Annotated in this window: 19 protein-coding genes; 8 read left to right on the top strand and 11 right to left on the bottom strand. The window is 67.8% G+C overall.

Annotated features, from left to right (window positions below; genetic code table 11):
• Positions 1–9 precede the first annotated feature (9 nt).
• Genes LE197_RS03285 through LE197_RS03260 form a run of 6 tightly spaced genes read left to right on the top strand, consistent with a single transcriptional unit; the run spans position 10 to position 6,972 of the window.
• On the top strand, positions 10–948 hold the full coding sequence (locus LE197_RS03285) for a DUF58 domain-containing protein (protein WP_033968968.1): 939 nt from the start codon (positions 10–12) through the stop codon (positions 946–948).
• Positions 945–1,439 carry a DUF4381 domain-containing protein gene (locus tag LE197_RS03280; RefSeq protein WP_003107434.1) on the top strand — a complete coding sequence of 165 codons (495 nt, stop codon included), beginning with the start codon at positions 945–947 and terminating at the stop codon, positions 1,437–1,439. The genes LE197_RS03285 and LE197_RS03280 overlap by 4 nt, the downstream gene beginning before the upstream one ends.
• Positions 1,432–2,454: a VWA domain-containing protein gene (locus LE197_RS03275; protein ID WP_042169043.1), complete on the top strand. Its 1,023-nt coding sequence runs from the start codon at positions 1,432–1,434 to the stop codon at positions 2,452–2,454. Before LE197_RS03280 ends, LE197_RS03275 begins: the two co-directional genes overlap by 8 nt.
• Complete coding sequence (locus tag LE197_RS03270) at positions 2,451–4,211, top strand: VWA domain-containing protein (protein WP_059309683.1); 1,761 nt, start codon at positions 2,451–2,453, stop codon at positions 4,209–4,211. Before LE197_RS03275 ends, LE197_RS03270 begins: the two co-directional genes overlap by 4 nt.
• Positions 4,208–5,839, top strand: a complete 1,632-nt coding sequence (locus tag LE197_RS03265) for a BatD family protein (RefSeq protein WP_059309684.1) — start codon at positions 4,208–4,210, stop codon at positions 5,837–5,839. The genes LE197_RS03270 and LE197_RS03265 overlap by 4 nt, the downstream gene beginning before the upstream one ends.
• 53 nt (positions 5,840–5,892) lie before the next feature.
• A complete protein-coding gene (locus LE197_RS03260) occupies positions 5,893–6,972 on the top strand; it encodes a chlorophyllase/cutinase-like alpha/beta fold protein (RefSeq protein ID WP_033968974.1) in 1,080 nt (359 codons plus the stop codon).
• Between the two features lie 6 nt (positions 6,973–6,978).
• On the opposite strand, the gene LE197_RS03255 is transcribed toward LE197_RS03260, so the two are convergent.
• Complete coding sequence (locus LE197_RS03255) at positions 6,979–9,849, bottom strand: S8 family serine peptidase (RefSeq protein ID WP_226033857.1); 2,871 nt, start codon at positions 9,847–9,849, stop codon at positions 6,979–6,981.
• Positions 9,850–10,225: 376 nt separating this feature from the next.
• Here LE197_RS03255 and cprR point away from each other — a divergent pair, with 376 nt between their 5' ends.
• Together cprR and cprS are read left to right on the top strand one after the other, a co-directional pair.
• Positions 10,226–10,897: a cationic peptide response regulator transcription factor CprR gene (gene cprR, locus LE197_RS03250; RefSeq protein WP_033968110.1), complete on the top strand. Its 672-nt coding sequence runs from the start codon at positions 10,226–10,228 to the stop codon at positions 10,895–10,897.
• A complete protein-coding gene (cprS, locus tag LE197_RS03245) occupies positions 10,894–12,189 on the top strand; it encodes a cationic peptide sensor histidine kinase CprS (RefSeq protein ID WP_033968111.1) in 1,296 nt (431 codons plus the stop codon). The genes cprR and cprS overlap by 4 nt, the downstream gene beginning before the upstream one ends.
• 71 nt (positions 12,190–12,260) lie before the next feature.
• Here cprS and LE197_RS03240 read toward each other — a convergent pair whose 3' ends face one another.
• The 10 genes from LE197_RS03240 to LE197_RS03195 form a co-directional block, all read right to left on the bottom strand.
• Entirely contained in the window at positions 12,261–14,642 is a 2,382-nt protein-coding gene (locus LE197_RS03240) for an efflux RND transporter permease subunit (protein ID WP_073650257.1), read from the bottom strand.
• Between the two features lie 12 nt (positions 14,643–14,654).
• Complete coding sequence (locus LE197_RS03235; RefSeq protein ID WP_033975902.1) at positions 14,655–15,752, bottom strand: WD40/YVTN/BNR-like repeat-containing protein; 1,098 nt, start codon at positions 15,750–15,752, stop codon at positions 14,655–14,657.
• Positions 15,753–15,931: 179 nt separating this feature from the next.
• The gene (locus tag LE197_RS03230; RefSeq protein ID WP_059309685.1) at positions 15,932–17,299 is read right to left on the bottom strand and encodes a DUF1329 domain-containing protein; all 1,368 of its coding nucleotides are present in this window, start codon (positions 17,297–17,299) and stop codon (positions 15,932–15,934) included.
• Between the two features lie 58 nt (positions 17,300–17,357).
• Positions 17,358–19,322, bottom strand: coding sequence for a DUF1302 domain-containing protein (locus tag LE197_RS03225; RefSeq protein ID WP_033968114.1), 1,965 nt, complete (start codon positions 19,320–19,322; stop codon positions 17,358–17,360).
• A 446-nt stretch (positions 19,323–19,768) separates the two neighbouring features.
• Positions 19,769–22,426 carry an aminopeptidase N gene (gene pepN, locus LE197_RS03220; protein WP_033968115.1) on the bottom strand — a complete coding sequence of 886 codons (2,658 nt, stop codon included), beginning with the start codon at positions 22,424–22,426 and terminating at the stop codon, positions 19,769–19,771.
• A gap of 18 nt (positions 22,427–22,444) precedes the next feature.
• Positions 22,445–23,278: a DUF2797 domain-containing protein gene (locus LE197_RS03215; RefSeq protein ID WP_033968116.1), complete on the bottom strand. Its 834-nt coding sequence runs from the start codon at positions 23,276–23,278 to the stop codon at positions 22,445–22,447.
• Positions 23,278–23,541, bottom strand: coding sequence for a YeaC family protein (locus LE197_RS03210; protein ID WP_003104989.1), 264 nt, complete (start codon positions 23,539–23,541; stop codon positions 23,278–23,280). Before LE197_RS03210 ends, LE197_RS03215 begins: the two co-directional genes overlap by 1 nt.
• Positions 23,542–23,624: 83 nt before the next feature.
• Positions 23,625–24,485, bottom strand: a complete 861-nt coding sequence (locus LE197_RS03205; RefSeq protein ID WP_033968117.1) for a rhomboid family intramembrane serine protease — start codon at positions 24,483–24,485, stop codon at positions 23,625–23,627.
• Positions 24,482–25,462 carry a metallophosphoesterase gene (locus LE197_RS03200; RefSeq protein WP_003091336.1) on the bottom strand — a complete coding sequence of 327 codons (981 nt, stop codon included), beginning with the start codon at positions 25,460–25,462 and terminating at the stop codon, positions 24,482–24,484. Before LE197_RS03200 ends, LE197_RS03205 begins: the two co-directional genes overlap by 4 nt.
• Positions 25,462–26,349, bottom strand: a complete 888-nt coding sequence (locus LE197_RS03195; protein WP_003091343.1) for an NAD(+) kinase — start codon at positions 26,347–26,349, stop codon at positions 25,462–25,464. The genes LE197_RS03200 and LE197_RS03195 overlap by 1 nt, the downstream gene beginning before the upstream one ends.
• Positions 26,350–26,401 lie beyond the last annotated feature (52 nt).

Here is a 26,401-nt window from a genome sequence, read left to right as displayed (position 1 = left end):
GCCGCCGCCATGCTGAGCGCCGCCCCTGGCGTCGAACTGGGCCTCGACGAGCTTCTGGAAATGCGCCACCGGCTCCACGAAGCGCGCCTGTTCTCCTCGCAGAACCGCCGCAGCCCGCTGGTCGGCCTGCATCACTCGCGCCTGCGCGGACGCGGTGTGGACTTCGACCAGGTGCGCATCTACCAGCCCGGCGACGACGTACGGACCATCGACTGGCGCGTCACCGCGCGCACCCGCGAGCCGCACACCAAGCTGTTCCACGAGGAACGCGAGCGGCCGGTGTTCGTCCTGGTCGAACAGAGCCAGCGCCTGTTCTTCGGCTCCGGCCTGTGCTTCAAGGCGGTGCTGGCGGCACGCGCGGCGGCTTTCATCGGCTGGTCGGCGCTGGCCCACAACGACCGTATCGGCGGCCTGGTATTCGGCGACCGCGACTGCCACGAAATCAAGCCGCGACGCAGCAAGCACAGCCTGCTGCAACTGTTCAACCAGCTGTTGCGGGCCAATCGCGAACTGCGCGAGACGCCGGCCGAGCGGCCTGGCGAACTGTTCGGCCTGGCCCTGCGCCGCGCCCGCGAAGTGCTGCGCCCGGGCAGCCTGATCCTGGTGCTGTGCGACGAGCGCACCCTCAATGACGTCGCCGAGCAGCAACTCAGCCTGATCGCACGCCATACCGACCTGGTGCTGCTGCCGCTGTCCGACCCGCTCGACCATGCCCTCCCCGCCGCCGGGCTGCTGCGCTTCCGCGAAGGCGCCGCCGACCTCGAGCTGGACACCCACGCCGACGAGCTGCGCCAGGCCTATCGCGAGCTGGCCGAGGCGCGCCGCGCGCGCTGGCAGCGGCTGGCCCAGCGACTGGGCGTGCCGCTGCTGCCGCTGTCCACCCAGGAAGACCTGGTGGAGCAGTTGCGGGACCTGCTGGAACAACACCAGCCGGGGTATCGCGCATGAATCCGCTCGACCGGCTGGAACCGCTGATCGCCCCCCCGCCCGTCGGCTGGTGGCCGCCGGCGCCCGGCTGGTGGCTGCTGGCCGCCCTGCTGCCACTGCTCGGCTGGGGGCTCTGGCGACTGCGCCGGCACCTGCCGCGGCGCACCATCGCCACCCGCGGCGAAGCGCCGCTGGATCCGCTGCGCGAAGCGGCCCTGGCCGAACTGGCCGCGCTCGCCAAGCCCTACGGCAGGGCTTCCGCCGGGCCCTGGCTGCAAGCCATCAACGGCCTGCTCAAGCGGGTCTGCAGGGCGCGCTGGCCAGATAGCGGCAGCCACGCCCTCAGCGGCCGCGCCTGGCTGGCGTTCCTCGACAACCGTTGCCCGGCCGCCGGCCTGACCCGCTGGATGATCCTGGTGGAAGGCGGCTACCGCGCCGACTGCACCCTCGACGACAAGGCCGTGGACGGCCTCGACGCCGCCGTCGCCACCTGGATTCGCAAGCATGTTTGAGTTCGCCTGGCCCTGGGTCTTCGCCCTCGCCCCGTTGCCCTGGCTGCTGCGCCTGGTGTTGCCGGCCGCCGACAGCGGCGAGGCGGCGCTCAAGGTGAACTTCCTCGACGAACTCGAAAGCCTCGCCGGACGCCGTGCCCGCGCACGCCTGCCGGCCTGGCGGCAGCAGGTGCGCTTCGCCCTGCTCTGGTTCCTCCTGCTGCTCGCCGCGGCCCGCCCGCAATGGGTCGGCGACCCCCTGCCGCTACCCGCCAGCGGCCGCGACCTGCTGCTTGCGGTGGATGTCTCCGGCTCCATGGACTACCGCGACATGCGCTGGCAGGACGACGAGATCAGCCGCCTGGAACTGATCAAGAAACTCTTCGGCGACTTCGTCGAAGACCGTCGTGGCGACCGCGTCGGCCTGATCCTGTTCGGCAGCCAGGCCTACCTGCAGGCGCCGCTGACCTTCGACCGGCACACCGTGCGGGTCTGGCTGGACGAGGCGCAGATCGGCATCGCCGGCAAGAACACCGCGATCGGCGACGCCATCGGCCTGGCGGTCAAGCGCCTGCGCCAGCGGCCTGCGGAAAGCCGGGTGCTGGTGCTGATCACCGACGGCGCCAACACCGGTGGACAGATAGCCCCGCGGATCGCCGCGCAACTGGCCGCCGAGCAACAGGTGAAGATCTACACCATCGGCATCGGCGCCGATCCGCAGCAAGGCGGCGTGCCTGGCCTGTTCGGCTTCAACCCGGGGCTCGATCTCGACGAGCCGACCCTGCGCGGTATCGCCGAGAGCACTGGCGGCGAATACTTCCGCGCACGCTCCAGCGCCGAGCTGGAAAGCATTTCCGCGACCCTCGATCGCCTCGAACCGGTCGCCCAGCAGACTACCCGGGCGCGCCCGGCCCTGGCGCTGTACAGTTGGCCGCTGGCCGCCGCCCTCGGCCTGAGCGTACTGCTGGTGGCGCTGGAACTCTGGCCACGGGAAAACCGGACCTGGCCGCGCCGCCGCTCCGGGAGGCAACCATGAACCTGTTGCTGGACGCCTGGCCGCACTGGCTGCGCCCCTACTGGCTGCTGCTGGCGCCGCTGCTTGGCTGGTTGCTGTGGAAGCTGCTGCATCGCCAGCGTCGTGCCGGACGCTGGCAATTGCTGCTGCCGACGGCCTTCCAGCCCTGGCTGCTGGTCGGCGGCGCCGGGCGGCAGAACCGCATGCCCTGGATCTGCCTCGGCATCGCCTGGCTGCTGGCCCTGCTGGCCTTGCTCGGGCCCAGTTGGCAGCAACTGGAACAGCCCTCGATGAAGCGTAGCGACCCGCTGGTGGCGATCCTCCAACTGACTCCCGGGATGCTTGCCGGCGACCTGTCGCCGACTCGCCTGGAGCAGGCCCGGCGCAAGCTGCTCGACCTGCTTCGCACGCGCAACGACGCGCAGACCGCGATCGTCGTCTACGCCGGCAGCGCGCATACCCTGGTGCCGCTGTCGGACGACCAGCTCACCGCGCGCAACCTGCTCGACGTCCTGAAACCTTCGATCATGCCCGAGCCCGGCCAGCGCGCCGACCTCGCCGTGCGCCAGGCCCTCGACCTACTGGAACAGGGCGCCCAGGGCCGCGGCCGCCTGTTGCTGCTGACCAGCGAGCTGAGCGAACCCGAGCGCCAAGGCATCCGCAGCGCCCTCGAGCACCGGGCGGCGCGCCTCGCCGTGCTCGGCGTCGGCACGCCGAAAGGCGCTCCGGTGCAGCAGGAGGATGGCAGCTTCCTCAAGGACGACCAGGGCGGCATCCTCCTGCCCAGGCTCGACGAAAGCGGGCTGCGCCGCTTCGCCGCGGAGATCGGCGCCGGCTACCAGCGCCTGCGGCCGAACGACCGCGACCTCGACAGCCTCGGCCTGCTGGCTCGCGGCGGCACGCTGGAGGAAGACCGCGAGAACGCCCTGCTGCGCCTGCAGCGGCGGGCCGACCAGGGTTACTGGCTGCTCCTGCCGCTGCTCCTGCTGGCCGCCTGTGCCGGACGGCGCGGCTGGCTGTTCTGCCTGCCGCTGTTGATGCTGAGCCTGCCGCAACCGGCCATGGCCCTCCAATTCGAAGACCTCTGGCTGCGTCCGGACCAGCAGGGCCAGCGCCTGTTGCAACGGGGCCAGGCGGAAGAGGCGGCGAAGCGCTTCGAGGACTTCCGCTGGAAAGGCCTGTCGCTCTACCAGGCCCGCGACTACGCCGCCGCGGCCCAGGCCTTCGCCCAGGGCGACCAGGCCGCCGATCACTACAACCGTGGCAACGCCCTGGCCCGCCAGGGCGAACTGGAAGCCGCCGTCGACGCCTACGAACAAGCCCTGGAGCGCCAGCCGCAACTGGTCGCCGCGCAACGCAACAAGGCCCTGGTCGAGGAACTGCTGCGCCAGCGCCAGGAACAGGCGGCGCAGCAGCAGGCCGGCGAGAACAAGGAGCAGCGCCAGGAAGCGAGCCAGCAGAGCCCGCCATCCGGAAGCAGCCAGCGGCCGCCGCGCGACGCGGCGACCGTCGATGCGCAGAAGGCCCAGGCCGCGGCGCCCTCGACCAGCCTGCCGGAAGACGAAGGCGAGAAGACCGCCGGAGCACCCGACCAAGCGCAGCCGCAACCCGACGCCGAGGACGAGCGGACGGGCGACGAGGAAGCCGGCGACGGACTCGATGACGAACGTCGCCAGGCCCTCGAGCAATGGCTGCGACAGATTCCCGACGATCCCGCCGAGTTGCTGCGGCGCAAGTTCTGGTACCAACAGCAGCAACGCCAGGAAGCCACGCCATGATCCGCCTGTTCTGCAGCCTGCTTCTCGCGCTCCTCTGCGTCTCCGCCCACGCCAGCTTCAGCGCCAGCGTCGACCGCGCCCGCCTGACCGAAGGGGAAAGCGTCGAACTGACGCTGGAATCGGACGACCCGACCCTCTTCGGCAAACCCGACCTGAGCCCGCTGGACGCCCTCTTCGAGGTCCTCGGCACGCGCCAGGTCAACCGTCTCGCCACGCAGAACGGCCGGGCCCAGGCCACCACCCGCTGGATCGTCACCCTCCTGCCGAAGCAGAGCGGCTACGTGGCGATCCCGCCGATCAGCCTCGGCGCCAGCAGCACCCAGCCGATCAGGCTGCACGTACTGGAGGCGCGCGACCGCGCCAAGAGCAGCAAGCTGGCGCCGGTCTTCATCGATGCCAGCGTCGACCAGGAGAAGGTCTACGTGCAGGCCCAGGCGATCCTCACCCTGCGCATCTACCACTCGGTGTCGCTATACGACGACAGCAGCCTGACCCCGCTGGTGATGAACGACGCGAAGGTCGAACAACTCGGCGAGGCGCGCACCTACGAGAAGGAGATCAACGGCATCCGCCACGGCGTGATCGAGGTGCGCTACGCGATCTTCCCGCAGAAGAGCGGCACCCTGGAGATTCCTGCGCAAACCTTCAGTGCGACCCTGGTCGACCGTGGCAGCGACGACTACAACCCCTTCGGCCCGCGCCCCGGCCGGCAGATGCGGGTGACTTCGCCGAGCATCCCGCTGCAGGTCCGGCCCAAGCCTGCCGACTATCCGGCCGACGCGCCCTGGATGCCGGCCCGCGCGCTGAGCATCAGCGAAAGCTGGAGCCCGCAGCCGGAGCAGGCACAGGTCGGCGAATCGCTGACGCGCAACGTGCTGCTGAAGGTCGAGGGGCTTTCCGGCACCCAGCTTCCGCCGTTGCCGCTGCCCGACGTACAAGGCCTGCGGCGCTACCCGGACCAACCGCAGCTGGCCGACCAGAGCACCGACCAGGGCCTCATCGGCAGTCGCGAGGAGCGCGAGGCGCTGGTGCCCGAGCAAGCCGGGCGCATCGAGTTGCCGGCGCTCGAAGTGGTCTGGTGGAACACCCGCGAAGACCGCCTGGAGCACACCAGCCTGCCACCGCGCACCCTGGAGGTGGCCGCCGCGCCGCAGGCCGAGGCTGAGCCGCCGGCGGCGGCGCTGCCGCTCGGCGAACGCCTGGAGCCGACGCTCTGGCCCTGGCAACTGGCTACCGCCGTGCTGGCCCTGACCACCCTGCTCGGCTTCGGCCTCTGGTGGCGCGCCCGCCAGCTGCCGGCGGTGATCCGCGCCGCGGCCAACGGCCCGAGCAGCCGCAGCCTGCTCGACGAGCTGCGCCGCGCCTGCCTGGCCAACGACCCCCAGGCGACCCGCCAGGCCCTGGACGCCTGGGCCCGTCAGCAACCCGATACCCTGGCCGACATGGCGGCCCGCTTCGTACCGCTGTCCGACGCCCTGGATGGCCTCAACGGCGCGCTGTACAGCGAGAGCGGCCATTCCTGGCAGGGCGAGGACCTGTGGCGGGCGATCCGCGCCCTGCCCACCACGGAACAAGCGCCGGCGGGAGCGGTCGACAATGGCGGCCTGCCACCGCTCTATCCGCGCTGAACGGCGCTATGGTTAGGACTGGCACGACATTCCGATTCCGCAAGAGGGCCCGCATGCGCTTCCGTACCCTGTTCCTCGTCCTGTGCGGCCTGCTCCTGGGCCACGCCGCGACGGCCGCCGAACCGCCGACCGCGCCCACGCCGCCGACGCAGCCGGCCGAAGGGCCGGGCGGCGCGGCCTATCGCCATGCCAGCGTGCATCAGTGGCATTTCGGCGAAGGCGCTCGCGAATACTGGGTGTTCACCCCCGAGCAACCGGTCCCCGGCAACGCTCCGCTGGTGATCTTCCTGCACGGCTGGAGCGTGATGCAGCCGGACCTCTACCGCGCCTGGATCGACCATATCGTCCGCCGCGGCATGGTGGTGATCTACCCGCGCTACCAGCCGGACCTGAAGACGCCCAACGCAGACTTCCTCGACAATGCCGCCGGCGCCCTCGGCGACGCCCTCAGGCGCCTGCAGGCCGGCGAGCTGGGCGTGCGCCCGCGGCTGAACCAGGTCGCCTACCTCGGCCACTCCGCCGGCGGACTGCTCGCCGCCAACCTGGCGGCCGCCAGCGAACGCCTGAAGCTGCCGGCGGCGAAGGCGCTGATGGTGGTCGAGCCCGGCAAGAGCCAGGGCAAGCGCTGGGACGGCGTGGCCCAGGAACGCCTGTCGGGGCTGGCCAAGGGTACCCTGCTGCTGGCGGTCTGCGGCGACGAGGACAGCCATGTGGCCTGCACCGACGCCAAGCGCATCTACCGCCAGAGCCGGCACATTCCGCCCAGCGACAAGAACCTCCTGCTGCTGCGCAGCGATCGCCACGGCGCTCCGCCGCTGCTGGCCAACCACGCGGCGCCCACCGCGCCGGTATTCGGCCCGCAGTATCCGAAGGAAGAAGACAGCGACTGGTTGCTCGACCGCGTCGAGAAGCGCCTCGAAGTGCAGCAGGCCGAAGGCCGCTATACCGGCCACGACCCGCTGGTGATCGACGCCCTCGACTGGTACGGCACCTGGAAGCTGTTCGATGGCCTCACCGACGCGGCGTTCTACAACCGCAACCGCCAGTACGCCCTGGGCGCTACGCCGGAGCAGACCGGCATGGGCCAGTGGAGCGACGGCACCCCGGTGAAGCCGATCAAGGTGCTCAAGTAGCCAGCGCTAGAAGTCGTAGCTCAGGCGCAGGTTGACGGCGCTGCCGCCGACCCGCTCGCCTTTCGTCCCTTGCAGCTCCAGGCTCCCCTGCAACGGACCGCGGCGGGCGTGCAGCGCCATCCCCGCGCTGAACAGGTCGCGCCCCCGATGGGCCGAAACCTGCTTCAGGTCGACGCCCTGCAGGCTCGCCTCGGTGTGGCTCGCCGGCACTCCCAGGGCACGCTCGTAGCCCAGGTTCAGCTCCGGCTCCAGCGACCAGTCGGCCACTCGCAGGCTGCGCGCGACGCTCAGCTCCAGGGTGGCGAAGGTCGCATCCCTGGCCGCGCGGTCGACGTCCAGCGCCAGCTCGCTGTGCTTTTCGCGGAAACCTTTCCATTCCGTACGGGTCGCCAGCAGGCCGACCCGCGGCTCGACCCGCCAATCGTCCTTGCGCCAGCGGTAGCCGCTCTTGACGCTGGCGTGGTAGAGCCAGCCCTCGCTGTCGCCCTTGGCCGTGGCAAAGCCCGGCAGGCGCCGCTTGCTGGCGGCGTCGAGGTAGCCGGCGCCGAGCATGGCACTGACGTAACCGCCCTGTTCCAGGCTGTCGAAGGCGTGGACCAAGCCCACGGCGAGCTGGGTGATGTCCAGCTCGACCTTGCCGCCGGCGCTGTTGACCCGTCCCTTGGTCTGCGCCAGCGTCGCGCCGCCCCGGGTTCGTTCGTCGAGCGCCTGGACCAGGCCCAGGGCAATGCCGTCGCTGCGCTCGCGACTGCCGCTGACGCCTGAGCGCCCCTCGTTGCGCAAGCCGGAAGCGAGCCTCTGGAACCACAACCGCGGCGCCTGCCCGGGCTGCGCCCAGGAAAGCTCGCCGAACATCGCGCGATCCACTTGCGACGGCTGCCGACTCAGGTAGGCCAGGCTGTCGGCGTACACCTGGCCGCCGGCGCTGCGCGGCAGGCCAGCGAGATCGCCGCGCGCCAGGCTGGCCTGCAGCCAATCGTTGTAGGCGCCGGCGCGCAGGGCGATGGGCCGGTCACGGAGCGCGTTCAACGCCGCCGCGGAACGCCCGGCATTGCCTTGTAGGTTGACCTGCCCCGGCAGGTCGAGCGGAGCCAGGGCCAGGGCGATGCCATCCGCAGCGAAGCGCAAGTCGTGGCGCAGGCCTCGCGCGGCCAGGCCCGGTGCCTGTTGCAAGGCGTCGAAACCGCCCTGGTAGGTGGCACCTCGCGCGACCGTCAGGAACTTCTGCCCCGCCCCCGCCGCATCGGCCGCCGTCAGTTGCAGCCGCCCGCCCAGCCGGGCGAAAGCGGCCGCGCCGTCGAGGCGGATCGGCGGTTGCCCGCCCAGCGCCACCCGGGTCGTGCTCGACGGCGACAGTTCGAGCGAGCGGGTGAAACTCGGCGCGCCCGCGAGGCGGTCGGCGGCGAGCACGCCGTCGATCCGGGTCGGCGCGGCAATGGTGCCGCCGCCGCCCAGCTCGCCGGCCCGGCCTACCCTCAACCCCGGTCCTTCGAGCGTGCCGTCCACCACCAGGCGTCCACCACGAACCTCACTGCTGGCAGAGAACCGGTTGCGCCCGGCGAGCGCCAATTCGCCGGCCTCGACCGCGACCCCGGCGAAACGGTTGTCGCCCGACAGCCGCAGCGCGCCGCTGCCGGCCTTGCCAAGCATGCCGCCGGCGCGGATGTCGTTGCTCCAGACATCCCTGGCGTTCCAGCCGCCGCGCGCCGCGTCCAGCGTCACCCGCTGATCGCCGAACAGCTGGCCCGGTCCACCTACCGCCCGGGCCAGGTCCAGCAACCCCCAGCCGAAACGCGCGTCGACCCCAGGCTCGCCAAGATCGACGGCGGTGCTCAACATGGTCATCCGCACCTGCGCCATGTCCATGTAGGGAAAGCGCTCGGCCAGCAATGCCGCGCTGGCGCTGACCAGCGGCGTGGCGTAGGAGGTACCGCTCTGGTCGGCATAGGTGTAGGTCAAGCGTTCGGCCGAGGCGCCGTTCGCCGCGGCCACGTACATATCGCCGGGCGCCGCCAGGCACCAGTCTTTCGCCACCCCGCACTGGTTGGAGTAGTCGGTGAGGTCGCGGTCCGGACCCAACGCGACCACGCTGAGGAAACCGCTTTCCAGTCCAGGCATGAAGCGCGGCAAGGTGGCGAGCAAGCCGGGCTGCGCGCTGCTTTCGTTGCCGGCCGCGAATACCAGCAGGCGCCCGTCGCGCACGCCGTCGGCCAGGGCATTCAGGTAGGGATGCGGCGCTGCGGGATCGATCGCCGCATAAGCGGCATCCACCGCGGCGGCGTCATTGCCGACAGGATCGTCGTTGTAGCTGTTGTTGATGATCCGCACCGTCGGCGCGCCCCGGTAGAGGGTGCTCAGGGCGCCATGGACGAGTTCCTCGCTGCCCGGCTGCAGCAGGCTGGCCTGGCTCGCCGCTTCGTCTTGTTCCTCCTCTATGTCGGTATCCTCGTCATCGGCTTCGTCGCTGGGCCTGATTTGCGTCTGGAAAAGCCCGACCTTCGGCGCCACGCCACCACGGTAGGTGAAATCGGCAATGACCTCCGGCCTGGCCGCGATGATTCCGCTGACATTCGCGCCATGGCTGGCGACCTGGACTTCTCCGCTTCGCTCATCGCGATCGAAGAGCGGCCGGGAGGGATCGGCGATCGCTTCCTCGCCGTCGATGGCCACTCGGTTGGCCAGCGGAGTGATCGCCTGGCCGGCGAACGCCGGATGCTGCGGAAGGAAACCGCCATCGATCACCCCGACATCCACGCCTTTGCCGGTCAGGCCCAACGTGCGCGCGACCGGCACGCCGATGAAATCCTGCTCCCAGCCGCTGGACCGGGCTTCGGCCAACGCACAGGGCGACAGCGATAGCGAAACGCCCAGCGGCACCAGTGTGCATATCCCGCACTTTCGAACATCTTTCCAACGTGTCGTCCGCGACATGGCAAAAAATCCCCCAAAAACGAAAGGCACCCGCACTCTTCGCGGATGGCACCCGGCAATAACCTGGCGGCTAGCGTTCCGAGCAGGGGCACGCTAGCTCCCGGGGGGTTAAAAAAGGCTTAACGCGGGCACGCCGACGGAAGCGACCGGGGTCACAGCGCAGGCGCAAACCGGGTGGGCAACTGGACAGCCCGCGCCCCGATCGACGAACATCGCTGCCCGACTCGCGAAAACCGCCGCCCGCCCGCCTCTCCCGAACCGCCCATGGCGCGACGGCCACCCACCGCCAGTCGACCAGCCCATTCGTCACGCGACCCAGGCCATGCATATCCACGTACTCGTCGTCGAAGACAACTTCGATCTCGCCGGCACCGTCATCGACTACCTCGAGGCCGCCGGGGTGGTCTGCGATCACGCCCGCGACGGCCAGGCCGGCCTCAACCTGGCGCGCGCCAACCGCTACGACGTGATCCTGCTGGACATCATGCTGCCGCGCATCAACGGCCGGCAGGTCTGTCGCCAGCTGCGCGAAGCCGGCCTGCAGACCCCGGTACTGATGCTCACCGCCCTGGATACCCTGCAGGACAAGCTCGACGGCTTCGACGCCGGCGCCGACGACTACCTGCTCAAGCCCTTCGAACTGCCGGAGCTGCTGGTCCGCCTGCAGGCCCTCAGCCGGCGCCGCAGCGGCCAGGCCCAGCGCCTGCAAGTCGACGACCTGGTGATGGACCTCGACAGCCGCCAGGCCAGCCGCGGCGGCACGCCCCTGGCGCTGTCCCCCACCGCCTGGAAGATCCTCGAGTGCCTGATGCGCGCCAGCCCCGCGCTGGTCACCCGCGAACAACTGGGGCGCAGCGTCTGGGGCGACGACCCGCCGGAAAGCAACACCCTCAACGTGCACATGCACCACCTGCGCAGCACCGTCGACAAAGGTTTCGCCACCCCTCTGATCCATACCCTGCACAGCGTCGGCTTCCAGCTGGAGCGCAAATGAAACGCGGCCTGAGCCTGATCCCCATCGTCGGCGGCGGCGTCACCCTGATCCTCGCCGGGGTGCTGCTGGTCTACACGCGCATGCTCGGCGACTACGGCGAGACCGGCGCCCTCTACCTGCTCAGCATGATGATGGAAGAGGAAGGGCTGTACTTCGCCCAGCGCTACCAGGAAGACCCGGCCACGCCGGCGCCGGACAGCTACTACTTCAAGGGCAGCGTCGGCACCGCGGGGCTGCCGCCGAAACTCAGGGAGATGCTCGACACCCCACCCTACAAGAGCATCGGCGCCATGCAACTGCTCGGCAACTGGGACGACGATGACGAAGACGAGGATGACGACGCGCCCAGCGACGATGCCTACGTGGTGGTCCGCCAGCCACTGGCCGACGGCAAGACGCTCTACCTCTACGACAACGACGCCGCCGGCAGCATCGACACGCCGCTGTCCGACGCCATCATCGACGCCCGCGTCAGGCAGACCTGGATCGTCACCCTGTCGGTCACCCTGCCTTCGCTGGTCGCCGTCGGCCTGCTGGTCTGGTTCATCGTCGCCCCGCTGCGCAAGCTGACGCGCTGGTCGATGACCCTCGACGACCTCGCCCCGGACAGCCAGCGGCCACGCTTCCACTACCGCGAACTCAACGTGCTGGCGGAAACCCTGTGGAACAGCGTGACCCGGATCAAGGATTTCAGCCAACGCGAGGAGCGCTTCCTGCGCTACGCCAGCCACGAGCTGCGCACCCCGCTGGCGGTGATCGGCATGAACCTGGAACTGCTCGATCAGCCCGGCCGCGCGCCCTCCCCGCATGCCCTGCAACGCATCCGCCGCTCGGCGCTGGGCATGCAGCAGATGACCGAAACCCTGCTCTGGCTCAGCCGCGAGAGCGGCGAACTACGCGACGACGGCCACATCGAGGTCGGCCGCCTGCTGGAGGAGCTGCTCGAGGAACAGCAGGCGCTGAGCCAGCGCCGCGGCCTGAGCTTCCACCTCGACGTGGAGCCGCACAGCCTGCCGCAGACCCGCGCGCGGATCATCATCGGCAACCTGCTGCGCAACGCCCTGCAATACAGCGACGAAGGCGTGGTGGAGATCGTCGTGCGCGACCGCAGCCTGCTGATCAGCAACCCTATCGGCGCGGCCCAGGGCACCGACGAGTCGATGGCCTTCGGCTACGGCCTGGGCCTCGACCTGGTCCAGCGCCTGTGCCAGAAGAGCGGCTGGCGCCTGCATTACAGCAGCGACGAGCAGCGCTTCCGCTGCGAGCTGCTGTTCCCCGCCACGCCGGACTGAAGCGCGACGGCCTTCCTCCGCGCGAAAAAAACCGCGGCCTGGGCCGCGGTCTTGGCGAGGCTCGGCGCGACTCAGTGAGCGAACACCGAGGCCTTCCTGGCCTGCAGCTTGGCCGGGTTGATCAGGAAACGCGCCAGGGCCGGCAGCAGCCAGAGGGCGCCGAACATGTTCCAGAGCAGCATGAAGGTCAGCATCAGGCCCATGTCGGCCTGGAACTTGATCGCCGAGAAGATCCAGGTGGCCACGCCGATCGCCAGGCACAGGCCGGTGAACAGCACCGCCTTGCCGGTGGAGCGGAGGGTCTCGTAGTAGGCCTCCTGCAACGGCAGGCCCATGCGCAGGAAAGACTCCAGGCGGGTGTAGATGTAGATCCCGTAGTCCACCCCGATGCCGACGCCGAGGGCGATCACCGGCAGGGTCGCGACCTTCACGCCGATGCCCAGCGCCGCCATCAGCGCGTTGCCGAGAACCGAGGTGAGGATCAGCGGCAGGACGATGCAGAGGGTCGCGGCGAAGGAACGGAAGGTGATCATGCACATGGCCGCCACGCAGATGTACACCAGCACCAGGATGATCAGTTCGGACTGCTTGATCACCTCGTTGGTGGCGGCCTCGATCCCGGCGTTGCCGGCGGCCAGCTGGAACTGCAGGTCGTCCTTGTCGTTCTCCGCGGCGAAGGCCTGCACCGCCGCCACCGCGCGGTCGAGGGTCTCGGCCTTGTGGTCGTTGAGAAAGACCAGCAGCGGCGCCAGCGAGCAGTCGGTGTTGTAGAGACCGTCGGCACGGGCGATGGAGTTGTTCAGCACGTCCTGGTTGCGCGACAGGGTCTCCCATTTCAGGTTGCCTTCGTTCATCCCCTTGATCACCTGCTTGGACACGGTGACCATCGAGATCGCCGACTGCACGCCCTCGGTGTTCTCCAGCTTCCAGGCCAGCTCGTCCATGGCTGCCAGGGCCTGGTGGGTGGAACAGCCTTCCGGGGAGGTCTTGACCATCACCACCAGCACGTCCGAACTGGTCGAGTAGTTGCGGATGATGAAGTCGTTGTCGAGGTTGTAGCGCGAGTCGGGACGCAGTTCCGGCGCCCCCTGGTCGAGGTCGCCGATCTTCAGGTGCTTGCCGTACCAGAGGCCGCCGCCGAGCATCAGCAGGGCGATGGCGATGGAGACCGGGGCCACCTTCGGGCTGGCGAAGTTCGACAGCAGGCGCCAGAACGGGTGCTCGCGCACCGCGTCGTCCTTGCTGCGCTGCACCGCCTTCTTGCTGATGCCGATGTAGGAGATCGCCACCGGCAGCAGGATCAGGTTGGTGAAGACGATCACCGCCACGCCGATCGAGGCGCCGATGGCCAGCTCGCGGATCACCCCGATGTCGATCACCAGCAGGGTGATGAAGCCGACGGCGTCGGCGAGGATCGCGATCATCCCCGGCAGGAACAGCTGGCGGAAGGTCAGCCGCGCCGCCATCAGCGCGTTATCGGCGCCGCTGGACCACAAGGCGATGCCATTGATCTTCTGCACGCCGTGGGAGATGCCGATGGCGAAGATCAGGAACGGCACCAGCATCGAGTAGGGATCGAGGCCGAAACCGACCAGGTTGAGCAGGCCGAGCTGCCAGAGCACCGCGACCAGGGTGGTGATCAGCACGGCGATGGTGCTGCGGATGCACTTGGTGAACCAGTACAGCAGGACCAGGGTGATCAGCAGGCAGATACCGAAGAAGCCGACCACCATCACCAGCCCGTCGATCAGGTCGCCGACCTTCTTCGCGAAGCCGACGATGTGCACCTTCACGTTGGGATTCTGCAACTGGTACTTGTCGCGGATCTTCTCTTCCAGCTCATGGGAGAACTGGCGGTAGTCGAGCTTGATCAGTTCGCTCTGGTTCTTCGGATTCGGGTACATCTCCAGCAGCGGCACGTCGACGATGCTCGACTTGAAGTTGTTCGCCACCAGGCGGCCGATCTGCCCGGACTTGAGCACGTTGTTGCGCAGTTCCTCCAGCGCCCGCGGCGAACCGTCGTAGGTCTGCGGGATCACCTCGCCGCCGGCGAAGCCTTCCTCGGTCACTTCGGTCCAGCGCACACTGGGGCTCCACAACGACTTCAGGCCGGAACGGTCGACGCCGGGGATGTAGAACACCTCGTCATGGATCTGCCGGAGCGTCTCCATGTACTCCTTGGTGAAGATGTCGCCGTTCACCGCCTCCACCGAGATGCGCACGGTGTTGCCGAGGTTGGCCAGGTCGTTGCGGTGCTCGAGCATTTTCTGGATGAACGGGTGCTCCAGCGGGATCATTTTCTCGAAGCTGGTGGACGGCCGCACCTGGGTAGCCTGGTAGAACAGGAAGACGCTGACCAGCAGGCAGAGGAAGATCACCACCGGCCGGTTGTTGAAGATCAGGCGTTCGAGCAGGCTCGCCTTGTTTTGCTGATGCTGGTTCATGGCACTCATGCGACCCCCGACTTATTGTTGTTGTTCGAGCGCGGCACCGTTCGCCGCAGCGAGGTGCACGCCGCCCTGGCCGACCAGGATCAGGTGGCCGTCGCCGGTGGCGCTGACGCCGGCCAGGGACAGCCGGTCGGGACGGTTGAACACGCTGAAGCTGCGCCCGCCGTCGGTGCTTTCGAGGACACTGCCGCCGTGGCCGACCACGACGATCCGTCCGTCCGCCAGCAGCGCGCCGTCGGAGAGACCGAATTCCAGGTCGCCGGACGCCGCCTTCAGCGGTATCTCTTCCCAGCTGTCGCCGAAATCGGCGGAGCGGAACAGGTGGCCGCGCAGGCCGTAGACCAGCACGCCGCCCGCATCGGCGGTACCGATGGCGCCGAACAGCGAGCCCTCGTAGGGGCCTTCGAGTTTTTCCCAGGTGGCGCCCCAGTCCTTCGAGCGGAACAGGCTGCCGGCTTCGCCGACCACCAGCAGGCCGTTGTCCTTGACCGCGGCGATGGCGTTGAGGTGGAACTGGTCCTCGTTGTCCAGCCGCTCGCTGACGTCTTCCCAGTGTTGGCCGCCGTCGCGGGTCTCCAGCAGCGCGCCATAGGCGCCGACGGCCAGGCCGTGCTGTTCGTCGGCGAACCAGATGTCCAGCAATGGTGCTTCGCGGCCGAGGTCCTCGAACTGCCTGGTCCAGGTGCTGCCGGCGTCGTCGCTGACGAGGATCTGCGCATCGTGCCCGACCGCCCAGCCCTTGCGCTCGTTGACGAAGAACACCGAGGTGAGCAACTGGCGGGTCGGCACCTTGGCCTGGGTCCAGGTCTTGCCGTCGTCGTCGGAGAGCAGGATATGCCCACGGTCGCCGACCGCGACCAGGCGCTTGCCGGCATGGGCGACGCCGAGCAGCAGACTGCTGGCGGCCTTCGGCGATTCCACGGCGAATTGCGGCGGCGCGGCGGTTGGCGTCGACTCGGCCAGGACCGGGGTGGCGGCGAGGGTCAGAAGAGAAAGCGCCCCGAGAAACGACAGGGCCCTGCTGGCCAGGGGCGATCTGGAAGGAATGGCCGGATGCCGCGAAGCGTCCGCGGATTGGCCGGGCGAAGTGCGCCACGTCATGGGCTCACGCATGGATACCGTCCCCGTTGTTGTTATTAGTGGTTCGTGGTGAGCGTTATATAGCCAGCGTTTGGCGACGGAGACAATTGAAGCCACGTTATCTTTTGTTAAGCGTGTAAGCCGTCTGTAACGGGGGATCGGCGCCGCCCTCCTCCCCGGAGGGAAGCGATCGGCGCCGGCGAGCGGAGCGATCAGCGGGTGCCGCGGCGGCGCAGGGCCGAGGGCTTGAAGTAGGAGTCGTCCGGTACCGCCTGGGTGAAGTCGATGGTGCCCGGCTCCTCGTTGTCCAGGTTCTGCACGTGGTAGCGACGCGCCTGCAGGTCGTGGAACACATCCAGCGCGCTCCAGGTGTACGGCAGGTCGTAGAAGTTCTTCAGGTAGGCCATGGACACCCGCCACAGTTCGCCGCGACCGTCGTACTGGTCGACCACCGCCGCGCTCCAGCTGTCCTCGTCGAGGTACAGGGTGCGCTTGGAGTAGATATGCCGCGCGCCCGGCTTCAGGGTGCCTTCCACCACCCACACGCGGTGCAGTTCGTAGCGGGTGTATTGCGGATCGAGGTGGCCCGGCTTGAGCAGTTCCTCGTACTTCACCTCGGGGCTGCTGACCTTGTAGTTGTTGTAGGGGATGTAGATTTCCTTCTTGCCCAGCAGCTTCCAGTCGTAGCGGTCCGGCGCGCCGTTGAACATGTCGGTGTCGTCGGCGGTGCGCAGGCCGTCGGCGGCGGCGATCGGCGTGTCGTAGGCAAGGTTCGGCGCACGCCGCACACGGCGCTGGCCGGCGTTGTAGCCCCAGGCCTGGCGCGGCTCCTTGACCTGGTCGAGGGTCTCGTGCACCAGCACCGCGCCGCCGGCCAGGCGCGCCGGGCTCTTGGTGAACGACAGGTAGTAGAACATCAGGTTGTTCAGGTCGGCGAAGCTGCCGCCCTTGAGGTAGTACTTGAACAGCGCTTCCTGCTGCGAGGTCACCAGCGAGTAGCTACCGTTGCGCTGTACCGCGACTTCCGAGGCGCGGCGCACGACATAGGTGCCGCGGTAGCGGGCGACGTGGTTCCACAGCGCCTCCACGCCGCTCTTCGGAATCGGGAACGGCACTCCGCCATAAGCGTCGGCGAACCCGTTGCCGCCGTCCAGCAGCCTGGCGCTGGTGGCATTGGCGAAGGTGTTGTCGTACAGCCACTGCGGCGCCGAGCCGGAACGGCGGCTGGGGTAGACCGGCATCCGGAAGCTGTCCGGGTAGGTCTTGAACAGCGCCAGCTGGCCCGGGGTCAGGTGTTCCCTGTACTGCTCCAGGTTGGCCTTGTCGATGGTGAACAGCGGCTTGTCCGCGGCGAACGGGTCCGGGTGGTGCTGGCCCGGCTTGTAACCGGCCGGCGCCTGGGTGATGCCGCCGGACCAGGCAGGAATGCTGCCAGCGGCGTTGCCGGCCTTCTCCGCGCCCAGCGGGGTGAGGCTCGACTTCAGTTGCGCCGCCTCGCCGGCGGAAACGCCGGCCAGCGCGCCGCTGCTGCCCAGTGCCAGCGCCAGGGAAGCGCCGATCAGCAGGTGCTTGTTCAACATGAGGGTTCTCCGTGTGAGGTGCCGGGCGCTCGCGGCGCCCGTGTCGTTATCGGTTCGGTCAGAAGGAGTACTTGACGGTCAGGCCGATGTTGTCGCGGTCGCGGATGTTGTTGTTCTGTCCGCCGCCGTAGAACTCGGTGTACTGCAGTTCGCCTTCCAGGCTGTTCAGGTAGGTGGCCTTGATCCCCAGGGTGTAGGCCTTGCGACCTTCGATGAAGTTGCCGGTCTGGTAGGAGTTGCCTTCGAAGTCATCCTTGTAGACCACGTAGGGCGACACGTTGACCCCGGCGAACACGTCGTTCCAGGTGCCGCTGAGCAGCAGGGTGTAGCCGTAGGCGTTGCGGTTCACCTGGTCGCCACGGTCGCCGCCGGAAACGTACGAGTTGTTGCCGCGCCCGGCGTAGTAGCGGGTGCTGCCGTCGTAGGCGGTGTACTTCAGGCTGCTGCCGCGCAGGTGTTCCGAAGCCAGCTCGGCGACGCCTGTCAACGAGTCGAAGCTCAGCGACGGGCCGAAGTTGTAAATGGTCCCGAGGGAGGTGTTGAACGCCTCGACCCGCTCGTAGTTGTGGATCTGCCCGCCGAGGCCGACCATCTGCCCGCCGACGTTGATCTGCCCGCCGTTGGCGGCTTCCGCCGCACCGTGGGCGAGGTCGCCGATCAGGTCGTTGGTGGCGGCGATGCCGATCGGCAGGTTCGGCCGATAGGCCAGCTCGCCGAACACCGAGGCGTCTCCCACCGTGGTGTTGAAGCTGAAGCCGTACATGCGGATGTCTTCGGCGAACTCGCGGCGGGCATTGATGTTGCCCATCACGTCGGCGGTCACCAGGCCGTTGGCCAGGGCTTCGGCGAGGTTGCCGGCGATCGGCCGCAGGGTATTGGCCAGCGCCGCCAGGTCGGCCCCGGCATAGTCGCCGATGTCGGCGTACAGGGTCGGCTCCTTGGAGTGGTAGTTGACGAAGTAGAAGCCGAACTCGGTGCTGTTCAGTTCCTCGGCGATGTAGCGGAAGGCCACGCCGAACTGGCCGTCGTTGCGCGCGTTGAGGTCCTTGCCGATGGACGACACCTTCATCACGTTGCCGTAGGCCGGGGTCACGCCGTTGGCATAGAGGCCGGTGTTCTTCAGCGCGCCGCTGAGCAGCGGATTGTTGCCCAGCGCCTGGTACAGGCCGATGACGTTGCCGAAGCCGGGCACCGGGGTGTCCAGCGCGGTGCCGGTGAAGTCGCTGTAGCCGGTGTTGCCGCCGTCGGCGAACAGGTCGGTCTCGGAGAAGTAGGTGCCGACCGGGTCGAGGCGGGTTTCCTTCCAGTTCCACTGGTAGAAGGTTTCCATCGACAGGTTGTCGGTCAGGCCGATGTTGAAGCTCAGCGCTTCCACCGGCATCAGCACTTCCTTGAGCTCGGAACCGGGCAGGCGGTACTTGGCGGCGTCCACCGGGTTGGTGGTGTTGACCCCGCCGCGGTAGAAGATGCCCTCGCCCCAGTTGAATACCTGGCGGCCGAAACGCGCGCTCAGCGGCATGTTGCCGATGTCCCAGCTGCCGTAGACGTAGGCATCGAGGATTTCCACCTTGTGCCCGGCGATGTCGCGGGTCTGGCTGGTGAAACGGTCGTCGTGGGGATAGCTCTGGCTCGGCTGCGATGGATCGTTGTGGCTGTAGTAGTCGTTGCGCTTGTCCATGATCTGGGTGTCATAGAACGCCGTACCGCGGATGAACACACCATAGTTGCGCCAGGTCGCCTCCAGGTCCGAGGTGATCTTGTAGACCTCGGAAACCAGGCCGGTATCGAAGTTGCGGTTGCCGTCGTTGGTGTTGATGTCGTTGTTGCTCTTGTCCTGCCCCTGCACCCGCCACAGGGTGCCGTAGGACAGGGTGGTATCGAGCGAACCGGACACCTCGTTGTCGAGGAAACTGAATTCGACGGCCTGGGCCTGGCCGCCCAGCAGCGGCAGCAACCCGGCGAAGGCGAAGCCGGCCCGGGCCGGCGCGGAGCGCAGCCGGGGCTGGCGGTTGGGGATGTACATCGGGAACTCACTCCATGTGGTCATGCGTTGGGCGCCGCCACTGCGGGCGGTTCACCGTTCGGCCGTTTCTCTGCGGCCTTGTTATGGGTGGTCGCGGCGTCACCGGCCTCGCATCGACGAAAGGGAACCGCGCGACGAGGCAGTGCAACCGGGATGCCAATTCAACGGAATCCTCCAGGCAATTCAATGGATTGCAAAAAAAACAGGACTTCCTGCGGGATGACTGTTCATTCACTGACCAGAAAACAGGAAGTGTCCGACAAAACGCGCCAGGCGAATTTCGCCGGTGGCGCGAAAAGTCCCTTCGCAGAGCCTGCGCAGGGAGGTTCGCGAAACACGATTAAGCGGACTCCATCAATGGAAAACAGTGAAGCGATTCCCAGAAGTAACAAAGGGCGTTACCAGCCAGTGGCCAGTAACACCCTCTTCCGGGCGAAGCTGGCGGATCAGGCCAGGCTCTTGCTCACCACTTCGTAGACGTCGCTGGACAATTCGCCGGAGGCCAGGATGCGTTCCAGCTCGCCGCGCATCAGCGCCTGCCGCGCCTCGTCGTACTTGCGCCAGCGGGTCAGCGGCACCAGCAGGCGCGAGGCGATCTGCGGGTTGAGTGCGTTGAGCACGATCACCTGGTCGGCGAGGAAGCGATAGCCGGCGCCGTCAGGACGATGGAAATTGACCAGGTTCTGGTTGGCGAACGCGCCGATCAGCGCACGCACCTTGTTCGGGTTCTTCAGGGTGAAGGCCGGATGCTGCATCAGCGCCTGGACCCGCTCCAGCCCGCCCGGCAGCGGCGAGCCGGCCTGCACGCTGAACCACTGGTCCATCACCAGCGGGTCGTCCTTGAAGTAATCGGCGAACATGGCCAGGGCCTTGCCCTTCTCCGCCTCGAAGCCGGAGTTGACCAGCACCGCCAGGGCGGTCAGGCGCTCGGTCATGTTGTCGCAGCCTTCGTACTGCTCCAGGCAGGCGGCGAGGATTTCCTCCCGGCCCGACAGCGACAGGTAGGACAGCGCGATGTTCTGCAGGCTGCGCCGGGCTATGTGCGAGGCCTCGGCGAGGTAGGCGGTGTCGCGGGAAATCTTGCGGTTGGCCTGGTAACGCTGCCACAGCGGCTCGAACAGCGCTTCGCCGATACGCTGGCGGGCGAATTCGCGGGCGGCATGGATCGCGTCGACATCGGCGACTTCGCTGATCTCGGTGAGATAGGCCTCGCTGGGCAGCGAGAGCATCTCGGCGACCATCGCCTGGTCCAGCGCCTCGTCCGCCAGGAGGGTGCGGTAGGCCTCGATCAGGCGAGGGTCGAGTACCAGTTGCTCGCCGCGCTGGTGCTGGCCGATCAGCTCCTGCAGGACCTGCACCGAAAGCTGTTGGCCGGCCTCCCAGCGGTTGAAGCCGTCGCTGTCGTGCTGCATGAGGAACAGCAACTGGTCGCGGCTGTAGGGGAAGCTCAGTTTCACCGGCGCGGAGAAGCCGCGCAGCAGCGATGGCAGCGGCTGCTCCGGCACCTCGACGAAGACGAAGCGCTGCTCGGCCTCGGTCACCGCCAGCACGCGGTTGCCGCCCTGGGCCGCGGCCTCGCCCTCCAGGCGCAGCGGAAGTTCGTTGCCCTGGCCATCGAGCAGGCCCAGCTCCAGCGGGATGACGAAGGGTTCCTTGCTCGGCTGGCCGGGAGTCGGCGGGCAGCTCTGGCGCACCGTCAGGGTGTAGCGGCGGGCGGCGGCGTCGTACTCGCCTTCCACCGCCAGGCGCGGAGTGCCGGACTGGCTGTACCAGCGCTTGAACTGGGTCAGGTCGACGCCATTGGCGTCTTCCATGGCCTTGACGAAATCGTCGCAGGTCACCGCCTGGCCGTCGTGGCGCTGGAAGTACAGGTCCGAGCCCTTGCGGAAGCCTTCGGCGCCGAGCAGGGTGTGGATCATCCGCACCACTTCCGAGCCCTTCTCGTAGACGGTCAGGGTGTAGAAGTTGGAAATCTCGATGAACGAGTCGGGGCGCACCGGATGCGCCATCGGCCCGGCGTCCTCGGCGAACTGGTTGGTGCGCAGGAAGGCGACGTCCTCGACGCGCTTGACCGTGCGCGAGTTCATGTCGGCGGAGAACTCCGAGTCGCGGAATACGGTGAAGCCTTCCTTGAGCGACAGCTGGAACCAGTCGCGGCAGGTCACCCGGTTGCCCGACCAGTTGTGGAAATACTCATGCGCCACCACGCCCTCGACCCGCTGGTGGGCGGCGTCGGTGGCGGTTTCGGCGCGGGCCAGGACGCAACTGGAGTTGAAGATGTTGAGGCCCTTGTTCTCCATCGCGCCCATGTTGAAATCGTTGACCGCGACGATCATGAAGATGTCCAGGTCGTACTCGCGGCCGTAGACCTCCTCGTCCCAGCGCATCGACTTCTTCAGGCTGTCCATGGCGTGCTGGACCTTGTCGATGTTCTCCGGCTCGACGTAGATGCGCAGCGCCACGTCGCGCTGGCTCATGGTGCGGAAGCTGTCCTCGACGCACCAGAGGTCGCCGGCGACCAGGGCGAACAGGTAGGCCGGCTTCCTGAACGGGTCTTCCCAGGTCGCCCAGTGCCGGCCGTTGCCTTCGGAACCGCTGGCCACCGGGTTGCCGTTGGAGAGCAGCACCGGGTAGCGCTGCTGTTCGGCGCTGACGGTGGTGGTGAAGCGACTCATCACGTCGGGACGGTCGAGGTAATAGGTGATCTTGCGGAAACCCTCGGCCTCGCACTGGGTGCAGAACATCTTGCCGGACTTGTACAGGCCTTCCAGCGCGGTGTTGCTCTCCGGATGGATACGCACCGTGCTCCTGAGGACGAACTCGGCCTGCCGCGGTTGCACCGCGAGCTGCTCGTCGTCCAGTTGGTAGTCGTCCGCGCCGAGCGCCTGGCCGTCCAGTTCGAGCGCCAGCAGCTCCAGTTGCTGCCCATGCAGCAGCAGCGGCGGCAGGCCGGCGCCGCGCTCGGGGTTGCGCCGCAGCTTCAGCTCGGCGTGTACCAGGCTGTGGTCTTCGAACAGTTCGAACTTCAGGTGGGTCTCGTCGATCAGGTAGTCCGGCGCCTGATAGTCCTTGAGGTGGATGACTTTCGGTTGCTCGGTGCGCATGGCTTGTGGCCCTTCTGCTCAGTGATGCACGGCGATCTGGTAGGCCGTGTATTTGCGAATGTTGATCACCCCGGTGTCGAGGATCAGGTACTGGCCCTTGATACCGCGAAGCGTGCCTTCGACGATAGGCGTTTTTTCCAGGTCGAGGCTGGCGACCTTGCTCGGATAGGCCTCGACCGGGTAGGCGATCTCGAGCGGATCGAGGTCGGTAACCGGTTGGATCGCCTGCAGGCCGAAACGTTGCTGCAATTCGCGCAGGCCGTCGGCGCACTGGTCGAACAACTGCTCGCGGACTGCCGCCAGGTCGACCGGCTCGGCTTCGCCCTTGAGCATGGCCCGCCAATTGGTGCGGTCGGCGACCTGGCTGCGCAGCAGGTCTTCCACCAGGCCGGACTGCTGGCGGGTTGCCACGCGCAGGATCGGCAGCGCCTGGCGCGCGCCCTGGTCGATCCAGCGGGTGGGAATCTGGCTGGCGCGGGTGATGCCGACCTTCACCCCGGAGGAGTTGGCCAGGTACACCACGTGATCGGTCATGCAGAACCGCTCGCCCCACTCCGGTTCGCGGCAGGTGCCCTGCTCGTAGTGGCACTTCTCCGGGCTGACGATGCAACTGTCGCACTGCGCCAGCCGGGTGAAGCAGGGATAGCAATAGCCCTGGCTGAAACTCTTCTTCGTCTTGCGGCCGCAATGGGTGCAGAAGATGCTGCCGAGGTACTCCAGGCGCAGCGGCCGGCCGATCAGCGGGTTCACCGCGACTTCGCGGTCGTCGAGGCGGAAGGCGTATTGCACGGGGGCATTGCTTTCCAGGCGCGCCGTCATCTTGCTCAGCGCGCCGCGGGCGATTTCTTCCATCAGTGCACGGAGTCCGACTTGAACAGGATGTTCGGGATCGGCTCGTCGGAATGCGAGGAGCAGTGCTGCGGGCCCATGTAGCCGGTGCGCTCCTCCTCGGGGAGGTTCTGCAGCTCCCAGGCGATCACCGCCTGCAGGCAGAGTTCCTTCTGCTCCTGGGTCAGCTTGCGGCCGTCCGGCCACTTGCCGATCTCGATGGCCAGCTTGAGGTTCTGGTAGATCTCTGGAGTGATGTTCTCGATCGCTTGGTTGAAGGACGACATGGCCGGCTCCGGTGAAAAGGCGTACCGGCCATTCTACCGGGCCGGGGCCGGCGGCGCACATCGAAGCTGCCGCAGCCCCTCGCTCAACGGCGCCGCCGCGCCAGCAGGCCGCCCAGCAAACCGCTGAGGCAACCGGCCAGCAGCCCGCCGACGTGCGCGCCGTTGGCGATGGAGCCGAAGCCGAGCAGGTCGATCACCCCGGACAGGCACACCAGCAGCCAGATCAGCATCATCGCCACGACGCCCCTGGGCAGGCGATAGGCCTGGTTCGGCGCCAGGTACTGGAAGATCCAGCAGTGCCCGAGCAGGCCATAGAGCACCCCGGACAACCCGCCGAACAGGCTGGCGCCGCTCACCGCGTACTGCACCACGTTGGACACCAGGCCGAACAGCAGGGTCAGGCCGAGCAGCATCGGGCGGCCCTGGCGGAATTCGATGCGCCGGCCCAGCTCCCAGAACCACATGGCGTTCATCGCCAGGTGCAGCCAGCCGAAGTGGATCAGCATCGGCGTGAACAGCCGCCACCATTGACCCGCCGCCAGGCTCTCGGCCAACGGCGTGAACAGCGCGTACTGGCCCTGGATACGGAAGTCCTGGAAGGTCAGCCAGCGCATCGTCGCGAAGTTGTCGCCAAGGTAGGTGACGGCGGCGACGACGAAGGTCAGCAGCAACACCGCGGCGGTCATCGGGCTCATCCGCAGTTGCCGGACGAAACCCTGTCCCGCCGGTCGCGGCGCGGCCTCCAGGGTCGCCTGCGGATCGCCTTCGGGATAACGCCGGTACAACTCGCGGACCTGCTCGGCGAGCCGCTCGTCGGGCACCCAGAGGACCTGCTGGCCGGATTCCTCGCTGACCCGGTGCGGCACGTTCAGACGCCGCAGCAGGCCGACGAAGCCGGCCAGGTCGACCGACAGGGGAAACTTCAGGACCTGCACCGCGCTCACTCGTCAGCCTCCGGCCGCTTCACTTCGACCCAGACGAACTTGTGCCGGTCCAGGCGGGTTTCCTCATCCAGGCGGTAGGCCGCCAGCTTGCCGTACATCACCGCGCTGTAGTCCAGGCAGGCCAGGTTCGGCCGGATCGGCGCCGGCGTGCCGCGTCGCCAGTAGTGGCCGACGAACAACAGCGGTTCGTCGGCGCCGTAGGTCAGCAGGCTGGACTTCTGCTCCTCGCTGAGCGGCTCGCGGGCGATCGCTTCGGGCAACGCGTCGGGCTGGAAGACGATATCGCCGTAGGTGCGCGGCGCCTCGTCCTCGACCCAGAACTTGGTGCGGAAGAAGGCGCGCGTATAGCCATCGCTGCTGGTCAGGGTGGCGCCGTGCGGCAGGCGCATGTCGGTGCCGCGCAGCAGGCGGTTGCAGGCCAGGTCGGCGAAGCTGCCGGGCTCCGCCGACTCCTGCAGGAAGGCTTCGCTGATCCGCCCGTCGGGGAACTGCCGGCGCAGGGTCGCGATCAGCTCGCCATCCCAGCAGGCATGGACCATGCGGAAGCGCCCGGCATCGAGGAACAGCGGCAGTTGCTGGAACCAGCCGAGGAAGTCGCGCCAGTCGGCATCGTGGCCCTCGAACTGCTCGAGGGTCTCCTTGATCAGCCGGGCATGCCGCGGCGTATGCTCGCGGACGTACTGGCGGCCGCTGCCGGGCGCCGCCGGGGTGCTCCAGCCGAGCGCGTTGAATTCGTGGTTGCCCATGATGCACAGCGCCTCGCCGGCGTCGACCATCGCGTGCACCCGGTGCAGGGCCTCGCGGATGCGCGGGCCGCGGTCGACGATGTCGCCGAGGAACAGCGCCTGGCGCCGCGGATGGCGCCAGACGCCGCCCTGCAGGCGGTAGCCGAGCAGGTCGAGGAGGCGGTCCAGGGTATGCGCGCAGCCGTGGACATCGCCGATCAGGTCGTAGCCACGTCCGGGGTCGAGTTGCATCAGTCGCCTCCGCCCAGGCGGCTGCCCCAGCCGAGCTTGGTCCGGCAGATCTCGTAGTAGTTGTGGTCGATGGGGTGGATCAGGCGCAGCTTCTGCGGCTTCTTGCTGATCGTCACGGTATCGCCGGGGGCGCAGGTGAAATGGTTCTGCCCGTCGCAGGAGACCTGCGGGTAGATCTGCATGTTCGGCGACACGACGATCTTCAGCTCGCTGTTGCCGTCCACCACGATCGGGCGGCTGGAAAGCATGTGCGGGTACATCGGCACGATGACGATGGCATCCAGCTTCGGATGCATGATCGGACCACCGGCGGACAGCGCGTAGGCGGTGGAGCCGGTGGGCGTGGCGACGATCAGGCCGTCGGCCTTCTGGCTGCAAACGAACTGGCCGTCGATATACAGCTCGAACTCGATCATCCGGGTCGACTTGCCCGGGTGCAGGACCACGTCGTTGAGCGCATCGCCCTGCCCCATCGAGTCGATACCGCGACGCACCTGGGCATCGAGGAGGAAGCGGCTCTCGACGATGTACTGGCCGTCCAGCACCTCGCCGACCTTGGCCTCCAGTTCATCCGGGCGGATGTCGGTGAGGAAGCCCAGGCTGCCGCGGTTGATCCCCAGCACCGGCACCTTGTGCCGGGCCAGCGCGCGGGCCGCGCCGAGCATGCTGCCATCGCCGCCGACCACCACCACCAGGTCGCAGATCTCGCCCATGATCTTCCGCGAGCAGGTCTGCAGGCCGTGTCCGGGCAGGACTTCGGCGATGGTGTCCTCGAGGATCACATGCAGGTGGCGATCGATCAGGAATTTCTTCAGCCGGCGGATGGTGTCCAGCACCTGGGTGCTGCCGAGGCGGCCGATGATGCCGATATTGCGAAAGGGTTCCATGCGGTTCCTGCGAAAAGCTGGCGGGCGGGATAGAGCGGATTATGGGCGAAAG

Origin of the sequence: Pseudomonas sp. PS1(2021), assembly GCF_020405165.1 — a bacterium.
In the GTDB taxonomy this organism is placed as follows: domain Bacteria; phylum Pseudomonadota; class Gammaproteobacteria; order Pseudomonadales; family Pseudomonadaceae; genus Pseudomonas; species Pseudomonas aeruginosa.
This window is presented reverse-complemented; position numbering and strand designations above follow the sequence as displayed.

Excerpts from the sequence above, each read along its gene's own strand:
- LE197_RS03285 (WP_033968968.1), top strand. The coding sequence starts at position 10 with ATGCTGAGCGCCGCCCCTGGCGTCGAACTGGGCCTCGACGAGCTTCTG.
- LE197_RS03280 (WP_003107434.1), top strand. The coding sequence starts at position 945 with ATGAATCCGCTCGACCGGCTGGAACCGCTGATCGCCCCCCCGCCCGTC.
- LE197_RS03275 (WP_042169043.1), top strand. The coding sequence starts at position 1,432 with ATGTTTGAGTTCGCCTGGCCCTGGGTCTTCGCCCTCGCCCCGTTGCCC.
- LE197_RS03270 (WP_059309683.1), top strand. The coding sequence starts at position 2,451 with ATGAACCTGTTGCTGGACGCCTGGCCGCACTGGCTGCGCCCCTACTGG.
- LE197_RS03265 (WP_059309684.1), top strand. The coding sequence starts at position 4,208 with ATGATCCGCCTGTTCTGCAGCCTGCTTCTCGCGCTCCTCTGCGTCTCC.
- LE197_RS03260 (WP_033968974.1), top strand. The coding sequence starts at position 5,893 with ATGCGCTTCCGTACCCTGTTCCTCGTCCTGTGCGGCCTGCTCCTGGGC.
- cprR (WP_033968110.1), top strand. The coding sequence starts at position 10,226 with ATGCATATCCACGTACTCGTCGTCGAAGACAACTTCGATCTCGCCGGC.
- cprS (WP_033968111.1), top strand. The coding sequence starts at position 10,894 with ATGAAACGCGGCCTGAGCCTGATCCCCATCGTCGGCGGCGGCGTCACC.
- LE197_RS03240 (WP_073650257.1), bottom strand. The coding sequence starts at position 14,642 with ATGAGTGCCATGAACCAGCATCAGCAAAACAAGGCGAGCCTGCTCGAA.
- LE197_RS03235 (WP_033975902.1), bottom strand. The coding sequence starts at position 15,752 with ATGCGTGAGCCCATGACGTGGCGCACTTCGCCCGGCCAATCCGCGGAC.
- LE197_RS03230 (WP_059309685.1), bottom strand. The coding sequence starts at position 17,299 with ATGTTGAACAAGCACCTGCTGATCGGCGCTTCCCTGGCGCTGGCACTG.
- LE197_RS03225 (WP_033968114.1), bottom strand. The coding sequence starts at position 19,322 with ATGTACATCCCCAACCGCCAGCCCCGGCTGCGCTCCGCGCCGGCCCGG.
- pepN (WP_033968115.1), bottom strand. The coding sequence starts at position 22,426 with ATGCGCACCGAGCAACCGAAAGTCATCCACCTCAAGGACTATCAGGCG.
- LE197_RS03215 (WP_033968116.1), bottom strand. The coding sequence starts at position 23,278 with ATGGAAGAAATCGCCCGCGGCGCGCTGAGCAAGATGACGGCGCGCCTG.
- LE197_RS03210 (WP_003104989.1), bottom strand. The coding sequence starts at position 23,541 with ATGTCGTCCTTCAACCAAGCGATCGAGAACATCACTCCAGAGATCTAC.
- LE197_RS03200 (WP_003091336.1), bottom strand. The coding sequence starts at position 25,462 with ATGCAACTCGACCCCGGACGTGGCTACGACCTGATCGGCGATGTCCAC.
- LE197_RS03195 (WP_003091343.1), bottom strand. The coding sequence starts at position 26,349 with ATGGAACCCTTTCGCAATATCGGCATCATCGGCCGCCTCGGCAGCACC.